Source organism: Halomonas sp. LBP4, from assembly GCF_003202205.1.
GTDB classification, from domain to species: domain Bacteria; phylum Pseudomonadota; class Gammaproteobacteria; order Pseudomonadales; family Halomonadaceae; genus Halomonas; species Halomonas flagellata.
On the sequence record NZ_PDOG01000004.1, the window covers coordinates 152,641 to 172,556 of the forward strand.

General features: G+C 65.8%; 19 protein-coding genes. 7 read left to right on the plus strand and 12 right to left on the minus strand.

All coding sequences use genetic code 11. The annotated features are described in order from the left end of the window. The 4 genes from CR157_RS23070 to CR157_RS14130 form a co-directional block, all read right to left on the minus strand. On the minus strand, positions 1 to 1,083 hold a 1,083-nt coding region (locus tag CR157_RS23070), incomplete at its 3' end, for an aconitase family protein (RefSeq protein WP_258364179.1). Positions 1,084 to 1,159: 76 nt separating this feature from the next. Then, positions 1,160 to 3,109 carry a tripartite tricarboxylate transporter permease gene (locus tag CR157_RS14120; protein ID WP_110284173.1) on the minus strand — a complete coding sequence of 650 codons (1,950 nt, stop codon included), beginning with the start codon at positions 3,107 to 3,109 and terminating at the stop codon, positions 1,160 to 1,162. 78 nt (positions 3,110 to 3,187) lie between these two features. After that, a complete protein-coding gene (locus CR157_RS14125) occupies positions 3,188 to 4,306 on the minus strand; it encodes a Bug family tripartite tricarboxylate transporter substrate binding protein (protein ID WP_110284174.1) in 1,119 nt (372 codons plus the stop codon). Positions 4,307 to 4,370: 64 nt separating this feature from the next. Further along, the gene (locus CR157_RS14130) at positions 4,371 to 5,504 is read right to left on the minus strand and encodes a 4-oxalomesaconate tautomerase (protein WP_219999955.1); all 1,134 of its coding nucleotides are present in this window, start codon (positions 5,502 to 5,504) and stop codon (positions 4,371 to 4,373) included. A 144-nt stretch (positions 5,505 to 5,648) separates the two neighbouring features. Here CR157_RS14130 and CR157_RS14135 point away from each other — a divergent pair, with 144 nt between their 5' ends. Further along, the gene (locus tag CR157_RS14135; RefSeq protein WP_110284175.1) at positions 5,649 to 6,557 is read left to right on the plus strand and encodes a LysR family transcriptional regulator; all 909 of its coding nucleotides are present in this window, start codon (positions 5,649 to 5,651) and stop codon (positions 6,555 to 6,557) included. Positions 6,558 to 6,974: 417 nt separating this feature from the next. On the opposite strand, the gene CR157_RS14145 is transcribed toward CR157_RS14135, so the two are convergent. Further along, positions 6,975 to 7,214 (minus strand): hypothetical protein, encoded by a 240-nt coding sequence (locus CR157_RS14145; protein WP_181422069.1) that lies wholly within the window; start codon positions 7,212 to 7,214, stop codon positions 6,975 to 6,977. 238 nt (positions 7,215 to 7,452) lie between these two features. Between CR157_RS14145 and CR157_RS14155 the strand changes: the two genes are divergently transcribed. After that, entirely contained in the window at positions 7,453 to 7,908 is a 456-nt protein-coding gene (locus tag CR157_RS14155; protein ID WP_110284177.1) for a thioesterase family protein, read from the plus strand. On the opposite strand, the gene CR157_RS14160 is transcribed toward CR157_RS14155, so the two are convergent. After that, positions 7,905 to 9,974, minus strand: a complete 2,070-nt coding sequence (locus CR157_RS14160) for a prolyl oligopeptidase family serine peptidase (protein ID WP_110284178.1) — start codon at positions 9,972 to 9,974, stop codon at positions 7,905 to 7,907. The two genes, CR157_RS14155 and CR157_RS14160, sit on opposite strands and share 4 nt — an antisense overlap. A gap of 327 nt (positions 9,975 to 10,301) precedes the next feature. Between CR157_RS14160 and CR157_RS14165 the strand changes: the two genes are divergently transcribed. The 5 genes from CR157_RS14165 to CR157_RS22635 all read left to right on the plus strand — a co-directional run bounded on the left by CR157_RS14165 (position 10,302) and on the right by CR157_RS22635 (position 15,124). Further along, positions 10,302 to 11,453 (plus strand): TRAP transporter substrate-binding protein, encoded by a 1,152-nt coding sequence (locus tag CR157_RS14165; RefSeq protein ID WP_110284179.1) that lies wholly within the window; start codon positions 10,302 to 10,304, stop codon positions 11,451 to 11,453. A gap of 135 nt (positions 11,454 to 11,588) precedes the next feature. After that, positions 11,589 to 12,200: a TRAP transporter small permease subunit gene (locus tag CR157_RS14170; RefSeq protein ID WP_110284180.1), complete on the plus strand. Its 612-nt coding sequence runs from the start codon at positions 11,589 to 11,591 to the stop codon at positions 12,198 to 12,200. Then, positions 12,197 to 13,618 carry a TRAP transporter large permease gene (locus CR157_RS14175; protein WP_110284181.1) on the plus strand — a complete coding sequence of 474 codons (1,422 nt, stop codon included), beginning with the start codon at positions 12,197 to 12,199 and terminating at the stop codon, positions 13,616 to 13,618. Before CR157_RS14170 ends, CR157_RS14175 begins: the two co-directional genes overlap by 4 nt. Continuing rightward, positions 13,608 to 14,963 (plus strand): amidase, encoded by a 1,356-nt coding sequence (locus tag CR157_RS14180; RefSeq protein ID WP_110284182.1) that lies wholly within the window; start codon positions 13,608 to 13,610, stop codon positions 14,961 to 14,963. Before CR157_RS14175 ends, CR157_RS14180 begins: the two co-directional genes overlap by 11 nt. Further along, positions 14,960 to 15,124 carry a hypothetical protein gene (locus CR157_RS22635; protein WP_181422070.1) on the plus strand — a complete coding sequence of 55 codons (165 nt, stop codon included), beginning with the start codon at positions 14,960 to 14,962 and terminating at the stop codon, positions 15,122 to 15,124. The genes CR157_RS14180 and CR157_RS22635 overlap by 4 nt, the downstream gene beginning before the upstream one ends. 128 nt (positions 15,125 to 15,252) lie before the next feature. On the opposite strand, the gene CR157_RS14185 is transcribed toward CR157_RS22635, so the two are convergent. The 6 genes from CR157_RS14185 to narI form a co-directional block, all read right to left on the minus strand. After that, positions 15,253 to 15,657: a putative zinc-binding protein gene (locus CR157_RS14185; RefSeq protein WP_110284183.1), complete on the minus strand. Its 405-nt coding sequence runs from the start codon at positions 15,655 to 15,657 to the stop codon at positions 15,253 to 15,255. A 22-nt stretch (positions 15,658 to 15,679) separates the two neighbouring features. Then, on the minus strand, positions 15,680 to 16,417 hold the full coding sequence (locus CR157_RS14190; RefSeq protein ID WP_110284184.1) for a Crp/Fnr family transcriptional regulator: 738 nt from the start codon (positions 16,415 to 16,417) through the stop codon (positions 15,680 to 15,682). Beyond that, positions 16,383 to 17,648 carry a molybdopterin molybdotransferase MoeA gene (locus CR157_RS14195; RefSeq protein ID WP_110284185.1) on the minus strand — a complete coding sequence of 422 codons (1,266 nt, stop codon included), beginning with the start codon at positions 17,646 to 17,648 and terminating at the stop codon, positions 16,383 to 16,385. The genes CR157_RS14190 and CR157_RS14195 overlap by 35 nt, the downstream gene beginning before the upstream one ends. Next, entirely contained in the window at positions 17,645 to 18,217 is a 573-nt protein-coding gene (gene moaB, locus CR157_RS14200) for a molybdenum cofactor biosynthesis protein B (protein WP_110284186.1), read from the minus strand. Before moaB ends, CR157_RS14195 begins: the two co-directional genes overlap by 4 nt. Positions 18,218 to 18,230: 13 nt before the next feature. Then, positions 18,231 to 19,052, minus strand: coding sequence for a peptidylprolyl isomerase (locus tag CR157_RS14205; RefSeq protein ID WP_110284187.1), 822 nt, complete (start codon positions 19,050 to 19,052; stop codon positions 18,231 to 18,233). A gap of 176 nt (positions 19,053 to 19,228) precedes the next feature. Next, entirely contained in the window at positions 19,229 to 19,912 is a 684-nt protein-coding gene (gene narI, locus CR157_RS14210) for a respiratory nitrate reductase subunit gamma (RefSeq protein WP_110284188.1), read from the minus strand. Positions 19,913 to 19,916: the final 4 nt, after the last annotated feature.

Sequence of the window (19,916 nt, forward strand, 5' to 3'; positions counted from 1 at the left end):
ATCGCTGAAGATCGGCTCATGGCCCGGCTCGCGCCACAGCCCCTGGGCCTTGCTGTAGGCCTCGACCAGGGCGATCTGGGCATCGTCGCGGCCGGTCAGGCGCATGTAGGTGAGGGTCTCGTCGTCCACCGGGAAGAAGCCGCAGGTGGCGCCGTATTCCGGGGCCATGTTGGCGATGGTGGCGCGGTCCGCCAGCGGCAGGTCCGCGAGGCCGTCGCCGTAGAACTCCACGAACTTGCCCACCACGCCCTTCTTGCGCAGCATCTCGGTGACCGTCAGCACCAGGTCGGTGGCGGTGATGCCCTCGCGCAGCTTGCCGGTGAGCTTGAAGCCCACCACCTCGGGGATCAGCATGGAGACCGGTTGGCCGAGCATGGCGGCCTCGGCCTCGATGCCGCCCACGCCCCAGCCGAGCACGCCCAGGCCGTTGATCATGGTGGTGTGGGAGTCGGTGCCCACCAGGGTATCGGGGTAGGCGAGCGTCTTGCCGTCCTCCTCCCGGGTCCATACCGTCCTGCCCAGGTACTCCAGGTTGACCTGGTGGCAGATGCCGGTGCCGGGCGGTACCACGCGGAAGTTGTCGAAGGCCTGCTGCCCCCAGCGCAGGAATTCGTAGCGCTCGCGGTTGCGCTCCATCTCGATGGCCACGTTGTCCTTGAACGCCGTGGGGTTGCCGAACTTGTCGACCATCACCGAGTGGTCGATGACCAGGTCCACCGGCGACAGCGGGTTGATGCGCGCCGGATCCTCGCCGAGTTTCTCCACGGCGGCGCGCATGGAGGCGAGGTCCACCACCCCGGGCACGCCGGTGAAGTCCTGCATCAGGACCCGCGCCGGACGGTAGCCGATCTCGCGATCGGAGCGCGCTTGCTTCTGCCAGTCCACCAGCGCCTGCATGTCCTCCCGGGCGACGCTCGGGTCGTCGGCGAAGCGCAGTTGGTTCTCCAGCAGGATCTTCAGGGTCTTGGGCAGGCGGTCGATGTTGCCCAGCGCGTCGGCGGCCTTCGCCAGGCTGTGGTAGTGGTAAGTGTGGCCACCGGCCTCGAGGGTCTGCAGTGTCTCCGGTAGGGACGAGGTGCTCATGTTGTCTCCTTTCGTTGCGCGGGCCGATGTCGCTAATGGTCGTCGGCCCGCGGTGGACGTTCATGACAGGACTGATTCAGCCGAGCAGCCAGGGATCGATCAATCCGCTCGGGTAGGTCAGGGTCAGGAACTCGGCCATGCCAACCAGAAAAGCTGTGACCCCAAGCGCCATGACAGCTGCCACCCAAGGCTTGAGTCGCGCAATGGTCAGCAGGAAAACGAAGCAGAACAGCGTCGCCACAGTGATAAAGCCCAGTAGCAACATGGCACCTACCAAGGTAAAGAAGCCCACCAGCCAGAGGCCCTGCAGACCGATAGCCTGATGCTCCAAACGGGGCCGGCGAATCACGCAGCGGACGATCTCCGCCAGACAGGAAAGGGCCAAGATCGCGATGGCCAGCCGCGGCATGATGCCACCAATCAAGGTCAGGTCGGCGACATCCACCCAGGCGACGACCGCGGTACCCAGCAGTGCGGCGAAGAGCACCGTATCGATGACGCCCAGGGTGGGGGGGTCGGCCTTTTGGGTGGCCGCCGCGCCCACGGAGACGGCTTCCCGGCGCTTGCGCCACGCGGCAGTGATCATGGGAATGAACATGGCGCCGAGGATCAGAGCACCGATGATCATCACGCCGGGGCGCATGAAGGCGTCCGTACCCTGGAACTGCACCGCCTGATAGAAGTACCCCTCCGCTCCCGGAGCCAGCACGAAACCGATCAGGAAGGCAGGGCGCGACCAATTCGCCTGCTTGAACAGGACGCCTAAGACGCCGACTGCCCCTAGGGCGAGCAGGTCACCCGTGGAACGCGTGGCCTGAAAGGCGGCGAACATGATCAGCACCGTGATCAAAGGTGCCAGCGTGGCGAAGGGCACTCGGGTCAGGCTGGCCACCGGGCGAGCGAGCACCAGGCACAGCGCGGCCCCCAGGATATTGGCCAGGGCCAGTGACCAGATGATGGTGTAGGTCAGGTCCAGGTGAGTCTCGATCATCCCGACACCGGGCTGCAGCCCAAGCAATAACAGTCCACCCAGGAAGACCGCGGCCGTGCCCGAGCCGGGCACGCCGAACAGCAGGGTCGGTACCATGGCGCCGCAGGCGCAGGCATTGTTGGCGGATTCGGGAGCGATCACCCCGCGGATATCCCCCTTGCCAAATTCGGACTTGTCCTTGGCACTTTGCACCGCGTGGCCATAAGTGAGCCAGTCGACCACCGAGCCGGCCAGGCCGGGAATGGTACCAATCAGGCTACCGATGGCGGCACAGCGCGCGACAAGTCCGCGCTGCTGGCCAACATCTCGTATGCCTTGCCGCCAGCCCTCACCGAGCTTGCAGGGCTCTTCGGCGATGGCCCCCCGCTTGACCAGCAGGTCGATAATCTCCGGGAGTGCGAAGATCCCTAGACCCACCACTACCAACGGCAGGCCATCGTAGAGATAGTCGAGCCCCAAGTTCATGCGGAACTCGCCGGTCGCCGGCGCCATGCCGATGGCACCCACCAGCAGGCCCAGGCCACAGGCGGCCAGTCCCTTGAAGAGGTCGCGCCCGGAGAGCACGGCCACCATCGACAGGCCGAGCAGGGTCAGCATGAATAGCTCGGAGGAAGAGAACGACAGCACCAGCGGCCGAGCGATCAGGATGAACCCCGTCAGCACGACGGCGCCGATCAGGCCCCCGATCATCGAGGACAGGAAGGCGCTGGACAGCGCACGTGCCGCCTGGCCCCGCTTGGCCAGCGAGAAGCCATCGATGACGGTGGCCTGGGAAGCACTGGAGCCGGGAATACCCAACAGCACGGAGGCGAAGGTATCACCGGTGGGAATCACGGCGACTAGTCCCATCAGCATGCCTAGGGCCACCGTCGGCTCCATGCCGTAGAGGAAGGGCAGCAGCAGCGACATGCCGGCGATACCACCGAGGCCGGGAATGATGCCGACGACCAGACCGACCAGCACACCCAGGACCATGAAGAGCAGATGGGACAGGGTGAAAAGTTGCCCCAGGCTGGAGAGAAGGATATCGAGCATGGCGTATGGCTCTTATATTGTGTGATCGGGAGGAGCCGGGGCTGCCGGCCCCAAGGGGCCGGCACATCCCGCTGCGCGTTAGATCTTGGCCCCGTGCTCCGACTGCAGCCAGTCGGCCAGCCAGTCACGAGTGGCGTCATCGATGGACATGGCATCATCAAGGTGGCGCTGGACGGTGTCGCCGATAACCGGCGTGTATGGCCCCAGCTGGGCAGCGGCCGCCTCCTTGAACGCTGCGGTGTTCACGAAGTCGCGAGCCGCCTGACGATAGGTGTCGATCAGGGCCTGCGGGGTGTCCTTGGGCACCATGATCAGCTTCTGCAGGGCATAGCCGGAAGCAAAGAACTTGCGAAACGCCTCGTAGGCGTTGCCCGACGGTGCCTCGCCATGCCGGGTCTGGTAGACCTCGTTGAAGGTAGGCAGATCAGGGAAAGCCGGGTCGCGGACGATCTTTCCTTCGTCGTTCAGCACCCCGAGCGTGAACAGCGGCACCGCCTTGCCGGCCTCCACCAGCGGCTCTACGTTGCTCAGATAGGCGGAGGTGGTCTGGAAGTCGATATCGGCTTCACCACGCTCGAATGCCAGACGGCCCTCACCGCGGCTGCGCATGCCGAACACCGCCTGGACATCGGCCCCCAGCATGTCCAGGGCGATCAACACCGGCAACTCGACGCCGGTGGGGTTCTGAGCTGCCAATTTGACCGGCTGTTCCAGCAGGGCGTCCAGCGCGGTATCGGCCGTCTCACCGAGGCTGGGTTGGGCATAGACCACCCCACCCGTCGGCGTGGCCAGGATGGGAGTCCAATCGCTGTAGTCGTAGCGGACGCGGGGATCGTCGAGCATGGCCGGATACTGGGTCGAGGCCGAGGTCCCTAACCAGTCGCTACCATCCGACTTGGCACGCACGGCGAACAGATTGGCACCATTGATGGAGCCGCCACCGGGCACGTTATCGATCATGATGGTCGGCTCTCCCGGCAGGGACTCGCTAAGCCAGGGGGAGAAGAAGCGCGCCCAGACATCCGTACCACCGCCAACGCCAAATGGAATGGTCCACTTGATATTACCGGGCACTTCGGCGTCCTGAGCCTGAGCGGCGGCCGTCAGGCTCAGCCCGGAGATCGCAAGCCCAAGCAGTGCGGCTTTCTTAAGCCGTCCGAGCGTGGGGTTAGAAGTCGCAATCTTGTTGATCATCATGGTATTTCTCCTGGCGTGTTGTCGTTGTCATGGTGGTTGATGAGGGCCCTGTCGATACGAGGACTCAGCTGGCCTTTGAAGTCAGCGTATTTCGACTGGGCGTGGCAGGAAGCGAGTAGAAGATGGTCCCACTCATGATCTTCCTGGCGGTGCGGATGAGGGAAACGCGGGCGATGTCGACGGGATTTCCATTGCGGTGCTCGACGTCCAGTTCGATGAATCCAGAGGGGTGTTCCAGCCTTACCTGCGACAGCTGACCATCGGCCTCCAATTTTCCTGCCTCAAGCGCGATTCGGTTTGCCACGGTGCCAGGAACACTGACGGCCGTGGCCACCGCGATGGCGCCCGTAACGGCAATAGCCTTATGACAGCGGTGAGGCACGAAGTAGCGGGTGCACAGCGTGCTGGTGTTGTCGGACGGTGCTGACACCAATACGGGCTTGGGCAAGACACTCTGGCTAACATCCCCCAGCCCCATTCGTAGTCCGGCCTGGCGACGAATCAGCTCCAGCCGCTCGAGCATGGCGGGATGAGCGTCTAACTCCGCCGCGGACTCCCGGCCGCTGAGGCCCAGATCGGCCGCGTTGACCATCATGATGGGAGTGGCGGCATCGAGGCAGGTGACCTCGATACCATCGATCGTGTCGATGGCGTTCCCGGTCGGCAGCAGCGCGCCCGTCTTGGTGCCAATGATATCCAGGAAGCTGAGCTGAATGCCGGCGGCACGCCCCGGGACGCCGCTGATGGTCGTATCGCCCTCGTAGGAAACTTGGCGCCCTGGCGTCGGCACGCGACATTCGATCAGGCGCTGAGTATTGAGGTTGCGAACACGCACGACGGTGGTCCCTTCCTGAGGCTCCACCAGCCCCGTCTCGATGGCATAAGGCCCCACGGCCGACAGCATGTTGCCGCAATTCGGATTGAAGTCGACGCGCCGGTTGAGCACATCGACCTGCGCGAACAGGTAGTCGACATCCGCCTCGGGATGGGAGGAGTGCTCCACGATGGCTACCTTGCTAGTCAGCGGATCCCCTCCCCCGATGCCATCTATCTGGAGAGCGTGGCCCGATCCCATGAGATTAAGCAGGATCTCGGCTTGCGCTTCCTGGCTGTCGGGAAGGTCTCTCATGCGCAGGACGGGGCCTCGGGAGGTGCCGCCGCGCATGATCATGCAGGGAATGCTGTTCATCATCGTCATGCCATATCGCGTTTCAAAGTTGTGATATGAGCATGTCAGGGGGCATTTGATGCTTCAAATGCAAATAAAGATCTCTATCAATGTCATAATCGCATTAATGTGCTATAATTATTAATCGTCACTACTCCATGCAAGAGTGAGGATATGCAACATCGGCTAGAATTTCTTGATCTGCAAGCCTTTATTCAGGTCGCAGAGCTGGGTTCCTTCCACGAGGCCGCGCAACGTCTGCACCTCTCTCAGCCAGCGCTTTCTCGCCGCATTCAGAAGCTCGAGGAACTCCTAGAGATCGAGCTGCTGGAACGCACCACCCGGCGGACGCGGCTGACCCCCATCGGCACGGACTTCCTTCCCCGCGCGAGACGCATGATCGAGGAGTACGAATCATCGATCCTGGGCATCCGTGAGCTGGCCACACATCAGAAGGGGACGGTCACCATCGCCTGCATTCCCACTGCGGCGTTCTATTTCTTGCCTAGTGTGATCCGTGGCTTCAGCGAGGCATGGCCGAGGATCCGCATCAGGATCCTCGATGTCAGTGCCAAGGAAGGTCTGGAAAAGGTGATCAGCGGCGAGGCCGACTTCGGTATCAATATGTTCAGCGCCCAGAGTCCTGAAGTCTCCTTCACACCACTATTACGAGATCCCTTTGTCCTGGCACTACGTTCCGACCACCCTCTGGCGGATAAAGGTCGCATCGAGTGGTCGGATCTCGAACAGGTCAGGTTGATCACCGTGAGCCGAGACAGTGGCAACCGGATGCTGCTGGACAATACCCTCTCGGCTGAGGGCATCCGGTTGAATAGTTTCTACGAAGTCCAGCACCTTTCCACCTCCCTTGGCCTTGTCGAATCTGGTCTCGGAGTGGCGATCCTGCCCAAAATGACAATGCCTGGCCCCGACCATGACATCCTGTGTTCACGTGAGCTGCCTGAACCACACATTCAGCGCACCATCGGTCTGGTGAGAAGTAATTCGCACAGTATTTCCAGCACAGCCCAGCTGTTTATCGATATGCTCCTCGAGCATTGGGGAAGCTCCACATGCTCCTGAACGATCGGCGGTCTTAAACTGCACTGACCGCTGTGCCTTCTGCTACATGACAATGGCTCTTGGCGATACTCACTCACCACGAGCTTTATCACGAAAATGCAGAGTGGCCAGATCACAGGCCCGCAGCTTGCTATCTATCGCTAGATTAAATTGCGATAGATCGTGTGTCTTCCCGGAAAATTTTGCCGAACACGTATGGATCAAATGACTTTAAGTCGAACTGGTACTTTCCAACCGACCTGTTTGCCTTTGTTCCATGGCTCACGGATTCCAGTTGTTGAGGGGTTCATGGCATGATTCGCCACAGCTGTAGAGGAAAGGGGGGACTCAGTCCATGCTTGACGTGTTTTTGATCCTGCTGGCGGTCGCAGGCGATCCGATCATCCCGAACCATACACGTACCTGTAGCTCCCAAGCCTAGATATACCTGAACCTCCCCAGCCACAAGCATATACAGCATGAACAATATGGTTTTGGTCCTCCTAAGCCCTGCACCGGGATCAGGGCGGTGGCCGGCATCACCTGGGCCATCACCATGATCAGCAGGGTGCCACCGCCGATGCCGGCCGCGGCGGAGAGCCCCGAGGTCAGCGCCGAGAGCAGCACCAAGCCCAGGTTCAGGCTAGCCGACAGCGGTGAGAGCCATTCCAGCATCATGAACGGATCACTCGATTCGTCCCTCCTCCTCTACGGCGTGACTGGCCACCTCGCTGCCGTCATCGCGGGCGATCAGCCGCGGCACCTCGCGCGGGCAGCGTGGGAAGGCGCAGCCCTTGTGACCGTTTCTCCCACACCATAGACAAGAATGCCAACGCCTCCCCGTGCAACCTTGCAGCCGACAACCCGGCACAGGGATACTCGGGCCTGGCTGGCAAGACCGGGGAGGAGACGCCGCATGCCTCTGCTTGAAACCCGTGTGGCCCCGGAGTGGGTCGACTACAACGGACACATGAACGATGCCGAATACGCCCGGGTCTTCTCCCTGGCGGTGGAGGCGCTGATGGACCGCATCGGCCTGGATGTCGGGGGCCGGGCCCGCCACGGCTATACGCTCTACACCCTGGAGACCCACCTCTGCTACCGCCGCGAGGCCCATGAGGGCCAGCCGCTGGCGGTGGATGTCATCCTGCTCGACCATGATGCCAAGCGGTTGCACGTCTACTTTGACATGCGCGATGCACAGGGAGGCCTTCTGGCCACCAGCGAGCAGATGCTGATGGGCATGAGCCAGGAGAGCGGCCGCCCCGCCGCCTTCCCCGCCCCGGTGGCCGAGGCCATCGCCGCCCTACCCCGCGCCGACCGGGATGACTGGCCGGAGCTCGCCGGGCGGCGGATCGGGATCAGAAGCTAGCCGCCGAACAGCGTCTGCACGAGGAAGGTGAAGGCCAGCGCCTGCATGTGGGCCCGCTGGCGGTTGTCGGCCGCGCCGCCGTGGCCGCCCTCGATGTTCTCGTAGTAGAGCACCGGGTGCCCCTGTTCGCGCATGCGCGCCGTCATCTTGCGGGCGTGGCCGGGGTGGACCCGGTCGTCGCGGGTGCTGGTCATCAGCAGCAGCGGCGGGTAGTCCGCCGTGGCGTCGAGGTTGTGGTAGGGCGAATAGTCGCGCAGGAAGGCCCAGTCGTCGCCATCGGGATCGCCGTACTCGGCCATCCAGGAGGCGCCGGCGAGCAGCTCGTGGTAGCGGCGCATGTCGAGCAGCGGCACCTGGCAGACCACGGCGCCGAACAGCCGTGGATACTTCACCAGCATGTTGCCCACCAGCAGGCCACCGTTGGAGCCACCCTGGATGCCCAGGTGCCGCGGTGAGGTGATGCCGCGGGCGATCAGGTCTTCGGCCACCGCGGCGAAGTCCTCATGGGCCCGATGGCGCTTCTCCCGCAGCGCGGCCTGGTGCCAGCGCGGCCCGTACTCGCCGCCACCGCGGATATTGGCGACAACATAGACGCCGCCCCGGGAGAGCCAGCCGCGGCCGACGCCGGGGCTGTAGGACGGCAGCAGCGACACCTCGAAGCCACCGTAGCCGTAGAGCAGGGTCGGGTTGGTGCCGTTGGCCTCGATACCCTCCCTGCCCACCAGGAAGTAGGGCACCCGGGTACCGTCCCGGCTGGTGGCGAAATGCTGGCTGACGGCGAGCCCCGAGGCATCGAACAGCGCCGGCGCCTGCTTGAGTGGCTGCGGCACCTCGCCGACCCGACCGTGGTAGAGCGTGGTCGGCGTGAGGTAGTCGGTGACCACCATGAACAGCTCGTCGGACTCCTCGTCGTCCACCGCCGAGAGGCTCACCGTGCCGAGTTCGGGCGCCCCGGCCAGCGGCTCGCACGGCCACTCGCCGTCGCCGGGCGTGAGCACGTAGAGCCGGTTCCTGACGTCGTCGAGGACATTGAGCACGAGGTAGTGCCGGGTCCAGGTGGCATCCGCCAGGGAGGTCCGCTCGGTCGGCGTAAACAGCACCTGCAGGCCCCGGGCCCCCGCCATAAAGGCCTCCAGGTCGGTGGCCAGCAGCGCCCCCGCCGGGTGGGTCGTGCCGTCGAGCGTCCAGGGCTCGCGCAGCTCCAGGGTCAGCCAGCGCCGGTGCACCTGCTTGCGGGCCGAGTTCGGCACCTCGACCCGATGCAGGGTACCGTCGGCCTCGCGCAGGTAGAGTTCGTTATCGTAGAAGGCTCGGGCACGGCTGACGAAATCACGCTCGTACCCGCGGGTGTGGTCGCGCATGGCGCCCACCACCATGTCATCGGCGTCGCCCTCGAAGACGGTGGTGGCCTCGGCAAGCGGGGTGCCGCGCCGCCACGCCTTGACGATGCGGGGGTAGCCCGAGGCGGTCAGCGATCCCTCGCCGAAGTCGGTATAGACGTAGACGCTGTCGTGGTCGATCCAGGCGAGGCCACCCTTGGCCTCGTCACGGAAGAACCCGTCGCCGACCCAGCGCTGCTCGACGAGATCGAACTCGCGGGTCACGTCGGCGTCGGCGCCACCCCGCGACAGCGAGATCAGGCAGTGTCGCCACGGCGCGTCCGGATGGCGTGGCTTGAGGCAATGGGCGCCATGCCAGACCCAGTTCTCGCCCTCGGCGGCGTTGAGGGCATCGAGGTCGATCAGCACCTCCCAGGCCGGACGGGGCTGGCGGTACTCCGCCGGCGTGGTGCGCCGCCACAGCCCCCGCGGATGCGCCCCATCCTGCCAGAAGTTGTAGTAGTGCGCGCCACGCTTGACCACGAAGGGGATGCGGTCGTCGGCCTCGAGGATCGCCAGCAGGTCGGCCTGCAGGGCAGCGAAGCCGGGATCGGCCTCCAGGCGGGCCCGGGCCACCGCATTGTGCGTTTGCACCCATTCCAGTGCCCGCTCGCCTTCGACCTCCTCGAGCCAGCGATATGGGTCGGGCGCCGCGCTTTCCGGGCTCCCGGTGGGTTGGCTGGGCATGTCGACTCTCCTTACGTTGCCCGATCGAATCACATTAGCAGAGTTGCCAACCCACGGTGCGGCGCCGTCGCGAGATGGCGACCAAGGCGGGTGCGATGCACCGGAGACAAAACGGCAACGGGCACCACCCCGGCATACGACATGTAGTCATTACCTGCCGGGGGAAAGGCGGGGCTGACCCGGTCGTGGCGAGAGGGAGGGGGAACTTTTTATTACGATGTTCTTGACTATACTTCGAGGCATTGCAGGGACGTAAGTGGCCCGCCGGCCTCGCGGCGATCGGACCGCGAACGATAACGACGTTGCGTGCAATGGGAGAACACGACAATGAAAAATGCAACAGCCGCCAGCATAGACACGAAGCCGACCTCGCGCCGCCAGTTCCTCAAGGGCGGCCTGCTGGCCACCGGCGGGGTGGCAGCCAGTACCATCGGCGCCCCAGCGGTGCTGGCGCAGAGCCCGATCGTCATCAGAATGCAGACCTCGTGGCCCTCGGGCGACATCTGGATGGACTTCGCTCGCGAGTATGTCGATCGCGTCCACCGCATGTCCGGTGGCCGGCTACGGATCGACCTGCTGCCCGCGGGCGCGGTGGTCGGTGCTTTCCAGGTACTCGATGCCGTGCATGACGGCATCCTCGACGCCGCCCACACCGTGCCGGTCTACTGGTATGGCAAGCACAAGGCCGCGTCGCTGTTCGGCACCGGTCCGGTCTGGGGCGGCAACGCGACCACCATGCTGGCCTGGTTCTACCAGGGCGGTGGCAAGGAACTCTACCGCGAACTGACCCAGGACATCCTGGGGCTCGACGTCTATGGCTTCTACGGCTTCCCGATGCCGGCCCAGCCCTTCGGCTGGTTCAAGGAGCCGGTGACTACGGTCGAGGAGGTCCGGGGCCTCAAGTACCGCACCGTGGGGCTTGCCGCCGACCTCATGCAGGAGCTCGGCATGAGCGTCACCCAACTCCCGGGTGGTGAAATCGTGCCGGCGATGGAGCGCGGCGTCATCGATGCCTTCGAGTTCAACAACCCGTCCTCCGACCTGCGCTTCGGTGCCCAGGACGTGGCCAAGAATTACATCCTTTCCTCGTATCACCAGGCCAGCGAGTCGTTCGAGTTCCTGTTCAACCGGGACTTCTTCGACGACCTCGACGAGGACCTGCAGGCGATCCTGCAGTATGGCGTCGAGGCCGCATCGACCTCGAACACGGCGTTGGCGCTCGATCAGTACTCCAAGGACCTGCAGGCGCTGCAGGAGGAGCACGGCGTCACCGTACACCGCACCTCGCAGGAGATTCTCGACGCCGAGCTACAGGCTTGGGACAAGCTGATTCCTCAACTGGAAGAGGACGACTTCATGAAGCGCTGCATGGAGAGCCAGCGCGAGTGGGTCGAACGCGTTGTCTTCTATGAGTTGATGAACGCGACCGATCTTGAGCTAGCCTACGAGCACTACTTCCCGGGCAAGCTGAAGCTCTGATGGCGTCGCCTGCACCCTTCCTCGGCCCTGCGCCGGGGAAGGGCGGGATGACGCGGCATACATCAGGTTTCTCCATCCCCCGTGCGACGGTCGCCTGATCGCCGCGCGACCCGATCCGGCAGGTGCTCGCGTATCATGATCAACGTCATTCGTTTCATCGATCGCCTCACGGGTTGGTTCGGCCGAGCCTTTGCCTGGCTGATCCTGCTGATGGCATTCGGCATGGGCTATGAGGTGGTGTCGCGCTACGTCTTCAATGCGCCCACCGCCTGGGCCTTCGACATGTCCTATATCCTCTACGGCACGCTGTTCATGGTGGGGGGCGCCTATACGCTGGCGCGCAACGCCCATGTGCGTGGCGACTTCCTCTATCGGCTGTGGCAACCGCGCACCCAGGCCAAGGTCGAGTTGGTGCTTTATTTCATCTTCTTCTACCCCGGTATCACCGCGCTGGTGGTCGCCGGCTGGAAGTATGCCGAGCGCTCCTGGCGCTATATGGAAGTGAGCACTTTCTCACCGGCGGGCGTGCCGGTATTCCATTTCAAGACCATGCTCATGGTGGCCGGGATCCTGCTGTTCATCCAGGGCATCGCCCAGGTCTGCCGCTGCATCCTCTGTATCCGCACCAATGAATGGCCGCCCAGCGTGGAGGATGTCGAGGAACTCGAGGACAAACTGATCAAGCAGGCGGCTGCCGGAGAGATCGACAAGGCCGAGAAGTTCGCACACGGGAGAGACGACACATGACCGATCCGCAGATCGCCATCATGATGCTGGGGATCTTCATCCTCATCATCTTTCTCGGCTTCCCGATCGCCTTCACCCTGATGGCGCTGGGCATCATCTTTGGCTACTACGCCTATTTCAATCCGGGCCGCATGTGGCGCGACCACGACCGCGCGCTAGAGGCTGGTGCCGGTAACTGGGAACTAGCCGAGACCTGGGTCGGCGGGTTCTTCAACAACCGGATCTTCGATCTGTTCGTCAACCAGACCTACTCGGTGATGGCGAACGAGGTGCTGACCGCGGTGCCCCTGTTCCTGTTCATGGGCTACATCGTCGAGCGTGCCAACATCGTCGACCGGCTGTTCTCGACGCTCTACATTGCCGCCAAGCGATTGCCCGGCGCCATGGCGGTGGCGGCACTGATCACCTGTGCGCTGTTCGCCACGGCTACCGGCATCGTGGGTGCGGTGGTGACGCTGATGGGCCTGCTGGCCTTTCCGGCCATGCTCAAGGCGCGCTACAACACCGGTTTCGCCTCGGGCGTGATCTGCGCCGGCGGCACGCTCGGCATCCTGATCCCGCCCTCGATCATGCTGATCGTCTATGCGGCGGCGTCGGGGGAATCGATCGTGCGGCTCTACGCCGGGGCGCTGCTTCCCGGCTTCCTGCTCGCCGGGCTCTACCTGCTCTACATCATCGGACGCTCGGTGCTGCAGCCCTCAGTGGCACCCAAGCCGACGGAAGAAGAGACCGGCGACATCCCCACGCTGAAGTTGGTGGTGATGATCTTCACCTCCTTCGTGCCGCTGGCGGTGCTGATCATGGCGGTGCTGGGGTCGATCCTGTTCGGATTGGCGACGCCCACCGAGGCGGCCTCGGCGGGTGCGCTCGGCGGGCTGATGCTGGCGGTGGCCTATCGTGCACTGACCTGGCAGCGCCTGCGCGAGGCGGTCTACCTGACCATGAAGACCACGGCCATGGTGTGCTGGTTGTTCGTCGGTTCCTGGACCTTCTCCTCGGTGTTCTCCTACCTGGGAGGCGAGCAACTGATCACCGAATTCGTCACCGGACTCGACATCACCCCGCTCACCTTCCTGATCCTGGCGCAGTTCATCATCTTCCTGCTGGGCTGGCCGTTGGAGTGGTCGGAGATCATCATCATCTTCGTGCCGATCTTCCTGCCGTTGCTGCCGCACTTCGGCGTCGACCCGCTGTTCTTCGGCATCCTGGTGGCGCTCAACCTGCAGACCTCGTTCCTGACGCCACCCATGGCGATGTCGGCCTATTACCTCAAGGGGATCGCACCGCCCCACGTACAACTCGTCGAGATCTTCCGCGGTTGCATGCCCTTCCTGGCCATGGTGTTCCTGGCCATGATCGTGCTGTACAACCTGCCGCAAATCGTGTTCTGGCTGCCGGAGTTGATCTATGGGCGTTAAGAAAAATTCAACGCAGGAGCTTGCCGCGCTGACGGCGTGTGAGGCGGCCCGGCGCATCGCCGAGGGGGGCTTGACTTCGAGTGAGCTGGTGGCGGCTTGCCTGGAGCGCATCGCGGCGGAGGAGGAACGGATCCAGGCCTGGGAATTCATCGACCGCGACAAGGCGATGGCCGAGGCCGAGGAGCGCGACCGGCGCCGCCGGCGCGGGCTGCCGCTCGGGCCCCTGAACGGGGTGCCCGTGGGGCTCAAGGATATCATCGACGTCAAGGGCATGCCGACAGCGAACGGTACCGCCATCGACGCCGGCAAGCGGCCCTCCGTGGACGCCACGGTGACCCGGCGGTTGAGGGCCGCCGGGGCGGTGATCCTCGGCAAGACGGTGACCACCGAGTTTGCCTATTACCAGCCGGGCAAGACGCGCAACCCGCACGACCCGGGACGGACGCCCGGCGGTTCGTCGAGCGGCTCGGCGGCCGCCGTGGCGGCCGGCATGGTGCCGCTGGCGCTCGGCAGTCAGACCAATGGTTCGGTGATCCGACCGGCCGCGTTCTGTGGTGTGGTCGGGTACAAGCCTTCCTTCGGCGCCATCCCGCGCAGCGGTGTGCTGACCCTGGCGCCGAGCCTCGACCAGCTCGGCGTCTTCGCGCGCACGATCGAGGATGCGGCGCTGGCCGAACTGTTGATGGGGCCGGACGGGCAGGATGCGGACGCGCGGGAAAGCCCGGGGCCGCTCACCGCCACCGCGCTGGCCGAGCCGCCGGTGACGCCGGCGCTGGCTTTCGTCAAGACACCCTTCTGGGAGCGTGCGGATGCTTCGACACGGGATGCTTTTGGCGAGCTTGGCGAGGCGCTGGGCGAGCAGGCCGACGAGGTCGAGTTGCCCGAGGTCTTCGCCCGCGGCGCGGGCTGGCTCGGCGGCGTGATGGCGGCCGAGATGGCGCGCAATCTCGGCCACTATGTCGACCGCGCACCACAGGAGACCAGCGAGACGTTCCGCGAATTGATCGCCGACGGGCGGTCGATGAGGGCGCCTGACTACCTGGCGGCACGCGATATGCGCCAGGTGTTGCACGACTCGCTCGGCCCCATCTTCGACCGCTTCGACGCCATCGTCACGCCGGCAGCGCCGGGCGAAGCGCCGGCGGGGCTGGAGAGCACCGGCGATGCAATATTCTGCAGCCTCTGGACCTTCTGCGGACTGCCGGCCATCAGTCTTCCGCTGATGACGGGGGCGAACGGGATGCCGCTGGGGGTGCAACTGGTCGGCCGGCACGGACAGGACGCCCGGCTGCTCAGAACCGCGCGGTGGCTGGTGCGCACGCTCTCGGGGGAGGGGGAAGAATGACCGACAAGGTTCTGGCCATCGCGGCGTTGCTGGGGCTGATCGCCTTCCTCATCACGGTGCCGCTGTTCGTGCCGCATATCGACCTGATCATCTTCACCGTCCTCTGCGTGCTGCTGGCCGCCTTCGACTTCTGGCGCGAGTTGTTTCGCGGTAAACGTTGATCTCTCCCCTGAGTCCGCATGGTGCCGCTAGGCGGACTCGAACCGCCGACCCTCGGCGGTGACCCGCACGCGGTTGCAGGCATCGCAGGGGGAGCGGATGGCGCGGCCGAAGCCGCCGACCTGAGACGTCAGGAGGGGCGCTCCGCCGCCGGCCCGTCCATGGGCAGCCGGGCAATCAGCTCGCCGACGCCCTGGGTGACCGAGGCGATGGTGGCCTCGTCGTAGAGCCGGCCCTTGCGCTTGCGCAGGCCCTGCTCATAGAGCCTGACGTGCTCGGTGGGCGTCACCCCGGCGCTGGCCAGGCAGTGGCTGGCGCAATGCAGCTGGCAGCCGTCGATGGCCACGATGGGCCGGCCGGAGCGGGCCACGCGCACCAGGGCGGGCACGCCGCCGCCCACCCCGGCGATGCAGGACATCTCCGCCACGCCGCCGTGGTCGAGGTGCAGGGCCACTTCGTTGGCCAGCTGGGCCACGTCGGAACAGCCGGAGCAGGCATAGACCAGGGTGCGTGGCCGGTTCGCTTTGCGGGACATCTCGCCTCCCTCGTTGCGGGGTTCAGTCGTCGGCCAGCAGGGTGTCGCGCAGTTTCTGCTCGTCGAGCACCACCAGCCGCTGACGGTCGATGTTGATGGCACCGCTGTCGCGCAGCTTGCCGAGCAGGCGCGACAGGGTCTCCGGGGTCATGGCCAGCTGGGCGGCCAGCCAGCGCTTGGGAATGGTCAACCGCACCACCCGCGGTCCCTTGGCGCGGCTGCCGGGCAACTGGCGCAGGATGTAGCTGACCAGCCGCGCCATGGCATCGGCCTGGGTCAGCAACGCCATGTCCTCCAGGCGTTCGGTGAGCTCCAGGGCCAGGCGGCTCATGAACACCACCCGGCAGGCCGGATGGTTGTCCATGAGCGCACGGCAGCGGGGGGCGGGAATCGCCAGCACGTGGGTGCGGCGCAGTGCCTCGGTGGAATAGAGGTAGACGCCCTCGCTGGACACCATGCTCAGCTGGCCCAGGGGCCCGCCACGCTCCACGCAGCGGATGGTCGCCTGGCGGCCGTCGATGGTGTCGCGCACCAGCCTGACCACCCCGCTGATGACGATGTAGAGCCAGTGCGCCGGGGCGTCCTGGCGGAACAGCCACTCGCGGGTCTTGAGGGTGCGCACCTCGGTGTCTTCCAGCAGGGCGTCGACCTCGTCGTCGTCGAGGGCGGAGAGCCAGGGCACCCCGCGCACCAGGTCGCGCAGCTGCCGGGGCCGGAACAGCAGCTCAGTCGAGGAACTGGGCGACGGGACAGAATCCATGGGCATTCCCTTCCTCCGCGTGGGTATCGGCATCGATCATCAGGTAGCCGTGGGCCTGGCTGGCGGCGCCGAGCATATGGGAGCCCTGGCCTCCCGCGAGGGTCGCGACGGGGGCGCCGCCGGTCCAGTCCAGCACCACCCGCAACAGTTCGCGGCGTCCGCGCGGGCCGCGCCGCGAGAAACCGGCCGCCACCGGGTAGTGCTGCAGCGGTGCCGGGGTACGGCCCTGGCGACCGTGCACGAAGGGCAGGGCCAGCAACTGCCAGCCGACCAGCGAGGCCACCGGGTTGCCGGGCAGGCCGATCAGCGGCGTGCCACTCGCGGCACCGGCGCCGAGCCAGCCGAAGACGAAAGGCTTGCCGGGCTTGATGGCCACGCCATGGAAGGCGATGCCACCCAGGCGCTCGACCACCGGGCGCACATGGTCCTCTTCCCCCACCGAGACCCCGCCGGTGCAGATCACCAGGTCGGCGCTGTCCCGCGCGACGATCAACGCCTCCTGCACGGCCGAGGCCGTGTCGTCGACGATGCCCAGGTCGAGTACCCGGCACTGCTGCTGCGCCAGCAGGGCACGCAGCATGGCGGCGTTGCTGTTGTAGACCTGCCCCGGCACCCGGGGCGAACCCGGTTCGATCAGCTCGTCGCCGGTGGAGATCAGCGCCACCGTCAGGCGCGGGCGCACCACCACCTCGGCGATGCCGTGGCTGGCCAGCAGGGCGATGGCCGCCGGGGTCAGGCGCGTGCCGGCGACCAGCACCCGCTCGCCGGCACGGGCCTCCTCGCCACGGCGGCGGATATTGGCAGCGGCCGACACCTCCCCCTCGACATGCACGAGCCCTTGGGCATCGATTCGGGTGCGCTCCTGGGGCACCACGGCATCGGCGCCCAGCGGCACCGGCGCCCCGGTGAAGATCCGCGCGCAGCCGCCCGGCGGCAGGTGCAGCACCCCGGCACCGGCGGGCACCCGCTGTGCCACCGTCAGGCCACGGCCCTTCGCCTTGGCGTCCTCGAGATCGGCCAGGCGCAGGGCGTAGCCGTCCATGGCGCTGTTGTCGACGCCCGGCAGGTCGAGATCGCCCAGGGCGTCCCCGGCCAGCACCCGCCCGGCCGCCTCGCCCAGCGCCAGGCGCTCCCGGCCGGCCACCGGCACCGCCGCGTCGATCATCCGGGCACGCGCATCGAAGAGATCGAGCAGGCCCGGGGTGACGACCTCCGCACAGCCGCAGTTCATGTCGTCGCTCCGGCCGGGCCGGCCGACTGGCGGCTCGCGCAAGGCTCGGCCTCGGGCAGCACCATGGCGACGAAGTTGCACGGCCGGGTGCGGGCGTCGAGCTGGGCTTTGATGATGCCGTCCCAGGCCGTGGCGCAGGCCTTGGGCGAGCCCGGCATGGCGAAGATCAGGGTGCGGTTGGCCCCCCCGGCCACGGCCCGGGACTGGATCGTCGAGCTGCCGATGGTCTCGAGGGAGAGCTGGCGGAACAGCTCGCCGTAGCCGTCGATGGCCTTGTCGAATAGCGGCGTCAGGGCCTCGGGCGTGGTATCGCGGGGCGTGAAACCGGTGCCGCCGTTGACCAGGATCGCCTGGATGTCGTCGCGTGCCACCCAGGCGGAGACCTCCGCGCGGATGCGGTAGAGGTCATCGGGCACGATGCGCCGTTCGACCAAGCCGTGGCCGGCCGCGGTCAGGCGCGCGCTCAGCAGGTCGCCGCTGCCGTCCGCGTCGAAGCCGCGGGTATCGGAAACGGTCAGCACCGCCATGCCCAGCGGCACGAAGGGGGCATCGGCATGCACATGGGCCATCGGGAATCCTCCGTCACTGCATCAATGAGCGGCCGGCATCGTCGTCCAGGGTGACCCCCTCGACGCCGATCTCGGTCTCCAGCGCCAGCAGGTAGTGGCGCAGGGCACGGCGGGTGGCCTGTTCGCGCAGGCTGTGACGGACGTGCTCGGCGACCCGCTCGTAGGGCAGCTCGCGCCCCTCGACGCGCTCGTCGATGCTGACCAGGTGCCAACCGTAGCGCGAGGCCAGCGGCCGTTCATGGAGCCCCTCGGGCAGGTGCTGCAGGGCGCGGTCGAGCTCGGCCACGGTCTGTCCCGGGGCCAGCCAGCCCAGCTCGCCACCCTGCTCCTTCGATGGGCACGCGGAGTGACGCTGGGCGAACTCGGTGAAGCGCTCGGGCACTGCCTGCAGCTCGCGGATCAGCGTCTCGCCCAGGCGATAGCCGGCATCGCGGGCCTCGGCATCGTCCGGGGCCGCGGCCAGCAGCACGTGGCGTACCCGCAGGCGGGTGGGCTCGCTGAAGCGCTCGGGATGGGCGGCGTGGAAGCGCCGGCAATCCGCCTCGGCGGGGTCCGGCACGTCCAGCTCCTGCTCCAGCAACTCGGCGATGGCGGCATCGGCCTCGTCGAGTTCGCCATTGGCCGCATCACTCAGGCCCAGGGCCGCGGCGCGCTGGCGCAGCAGCTCGCGCACCACCAGCGCACGGGCCGCCTTGAGCTGGGCACTGCCGGCGCTGTCGGCCGGGTGGTACTGCATCTCCTGGGCGATGGCGGCCTCCTCGATGGTGGCCTCGCCGACCCGGATGGGCGGGGGGCTGGCGCCCCCCGGGATCTGCTCGATATCGATCTTTTGCATGGCTAAATCCTTGGAGCTCTTCTCAACGGTCTGGTAGGAGGGGGCTTTTCCGGCGGCAGGGCTGCGAGGAGGCGCTGTGGCCCCCTCCCTGGGCGCTACATTTGCCATCCATGGCAAATGACCTCCTCTTCGCCCTGCCCCCGGCGCCCCTGCCGGAGGTGTGGGCAAGGCCTGTCTCAGCCCCGCTTGCGGACCAACTGATAACGGCGCGTCACATAGCCGAAGGGCACGCTCCAGACATGCACCAGGCGCGAGAACGGGAACAGCAGGATGATGGTCAGCCCGAGAAAGACGTGGAGCTTGTAGATCCAGGAGACCTCGGTCATGTAGTCCGCCGCACCACCGCCGAAGAAGACGATGGCCTGGGCCCAGGCGGCCAGGGTGAGCATCATCTCGCCGTCCAGGTGGCCCAGCGAGAAGTACACGCTGATCACGCCCAGCGCCGCCTGGAAGACGATCAGCCCGAGGATGACGTTGTCCATGATGCTCGACGAGGCCTTGACCCGCGGGTTGGTCAGGCGACGGTAGAGCAGCATGGCGCCGCCCACCAGGCACATCACCCCGGCGATGCCACCGATGACGATGGCCAGCATCTGCTTGGCACCCGCCGACAGGAAGGGCGCATAGGCCCAGTGGGGGGTCAGCATGCCAAACAGGTGGCCGAAGAAGATCACCAGGATGCCGATATGGAAGAGGTTGCTGGCCAGGCGCATGTGCTTCGACGAGAGCATCTGGCTGGAGCCGGTCTTCCAAGTGTACTGGCCATGGTCGTAGCGCAGCAGGCTGCCGACCAGGAACACCGTACCGGCCAGATACGGATAGTAGCCGTAGATCAGGTGTTGCAGGTATTCGGAAAACATGGCG

What these genes read in the sequence shown, in the direction of transcription:
- CR157_RS14125 (WP_110284174.1), bottom strand. Translation starts at nt 4,306, where the DNA reads ATGATGATCAACAAGATTGCGACTTCTAACCCCACGCTCGGACGGCTT.
- moaB (WP_110284186.1), bottom strand. Translation starts at nt 18,217, where the DNA reads ATGGCCCATGTGCATGCCGATGCCCCCTTCGTGCCGCTGGGCATGGCG.
- CR157_RS14205 (WP_110284187.1), bottom strand. Translation starts at nt 19,052, where the DNA reads ATGCAAAAGATCGATATCGAGCAGATCCCGGGGGGCGCCAGCCCCCCG.
- narI (WP_110284188.1), bottom strand. Translation starts at nt 19,912, where the DNA reads ATGTTTTCCGAATACCTGCAACACCTGATCTACGGCTACTATCCGTAT.
- CR157_RS14160 (WP_110284178.1), bottom strand. Translation starts at nt 9,974, where the DNA reads ATGCCCAGCCAACCCACCGGGAGCCCGGAAAGCGCGGCGCCCGACCCA.
- CR157_RS14170 (WP_110284180.1), top strand. Translation starts at nt 11,589, where the DNA reads ATGATCAACGTCATTCGTTTCATCGATCGCCTCACGGGTTGGTTCGGC.
- CR157_RS14185 (WP_110284183.1), bottom strand. Translation starts at nt 15,657, where the DNA reads ATGTCCCGCAAAGCGAACCGGCCACGCACCCTGGTCTATGCCTGCTCC.
- CR157_RS22635 (WP_181422070.1), top strand. Translation starts at nt 14,960, where the DNA reads ATGACCGACAAGGTTCTGGCCATCGCGGCGTTGCTGGGGCTGATCGCC.
- CR157_RS14155 (WP_110284177.1), top strand. Translation starts at nt 7,453, where the DNA reads ATGCCTCTGCTTGAAACCCGTGTGGCCCCGGAGTGGGTCGACTACAAC.
- CR157_RS14190 (WP_110284184.1), bottom strand. Translation starts at nt 16,417, where the DNA reads ATGGATTCTGTCCCGTCGCCCAGTTCCTCGACTGAGCTGCTGTTCCGG.
- CR157_RS14130 (WP_219999955.1), bottom strand. Translation starts at nt 5,504, where the DNA reads ATGACGATGATGAACAGCATTCCCTGCATGATCATGCGCGGCGGCACC.
- CR157_RS14145 (WP_181422069.1), bottom strand. Translation starts at nt 7,214, where the DNA reads ATGATGCTGGAATGGCTCTCACCGCTGTCGGCTAGCCTGAACCTGGGC.
- CR157_RS14175 (WP_110284181.1), top strand. Translation starts at nt 12,197, where the DNA reads ATGACCGATCCGCAGATCGCCATCATGATGCTGGGGATCTTCATCCTC.
- CR157_RS14120 (WP_110284173.1), bottom strand. Translation starts at nt 3,109, where the DNA reads ATGCTCGATATCCTTCTCTCCAGCCTGGGGCAACTTTTCACCCTGTCC.
- CR157_RS14180 (WP_110284182.1), top strand. Translation starts at nt 13,608, where the DNA reads ATGGGCGTTAAGAAAAATTCAACGCAGGAGCTTGCCGCGCTGACGGCG.
- CR157_RS14135 (WP_110284175.1), top strand. Translation starts at nt 5,649, where the DNA reads ATGCAACATCGGCTAGAATTTCTTGATCTGCAAGCCTTTATTCAGGTC.
- CR157_RS14195 (WP_110284185.1), bottom strand. Translation starts at nt 17,648, where the DNA reads ATGAACTGCGGCTGTGCGGAGGTCGTCACCCCGGGCCTGCTCGATCTC.
- CR157_RS14165 (WP_110284179.1), top strand. Translation starts at nt 10,302, where the DNA reads ATGAAAAATGCAACAGCCGCCAGCATAGACACGAAGCCGACCTCGCGC.